The following is a 424-nucleotide window of genomic DNA, read 5'->3' on the forward strand; positions in this document are numbered from 1 at the left end:
CAGTGATGCGGGCCTGTCCGCTGATGTGTTTGACGAGGCGCGATAGTTTGTCGGTAAGGGCTGAGGCCATATGTACCCCTTGATAGGGCTTGGTATTAGGTTTGTAGCGAAACGCTAAACTGTTGTCATGATTTTAGCCAGCGACATCCCGCTTAACCTTTGGCTTGCCGTTCCAACGGCAGCCGCTTACGCATTGACCGCCCTTATTGGCCCGCGTGTGGCACCCGGCATGGGCCACCGCCTCTTGAGCGTACCTTGGGCGCTGCACGGCTTGGGCTTGGTGTTTGCCTTGTTTGCGCCGCAAGAAGGTGGCTTGCGCTTTGGCTTTGCGCCCGCGCTGTCGGTGACGGCTTGGCTGATGCTGACGTTTTATGTGCTCGAACAGCATTGGTTTCCCCAGCTACGCACACGCTGGACGCTGTCC

General features: G+C 58.0%; 1 protein-coding gene. It reads left to right on the forward strand.

Annotated elements, in window-relative coordinates; all coding sequences use genetic code 11:
* Positions 1–127: 127 nt before the first annotated feature.
* A partial coding sequence (locus tag GBI66_RS19345; protein ID WP_215901035.1) for a hypothetical protein occupies positions 128–424 on the forward strand: 297 nt, incomplete at its 3' end.

The organism is Acinetobacter sp. TUM15071, from assembly GCF_008980925.1.
GTDB classification, from domain to species: Bacteria; Pseudomonadota; Gammaproteobacteria; order Pseudomonadales; family Moraxellaceae; genus Acinetobacter; species Acinetobacter dispersus.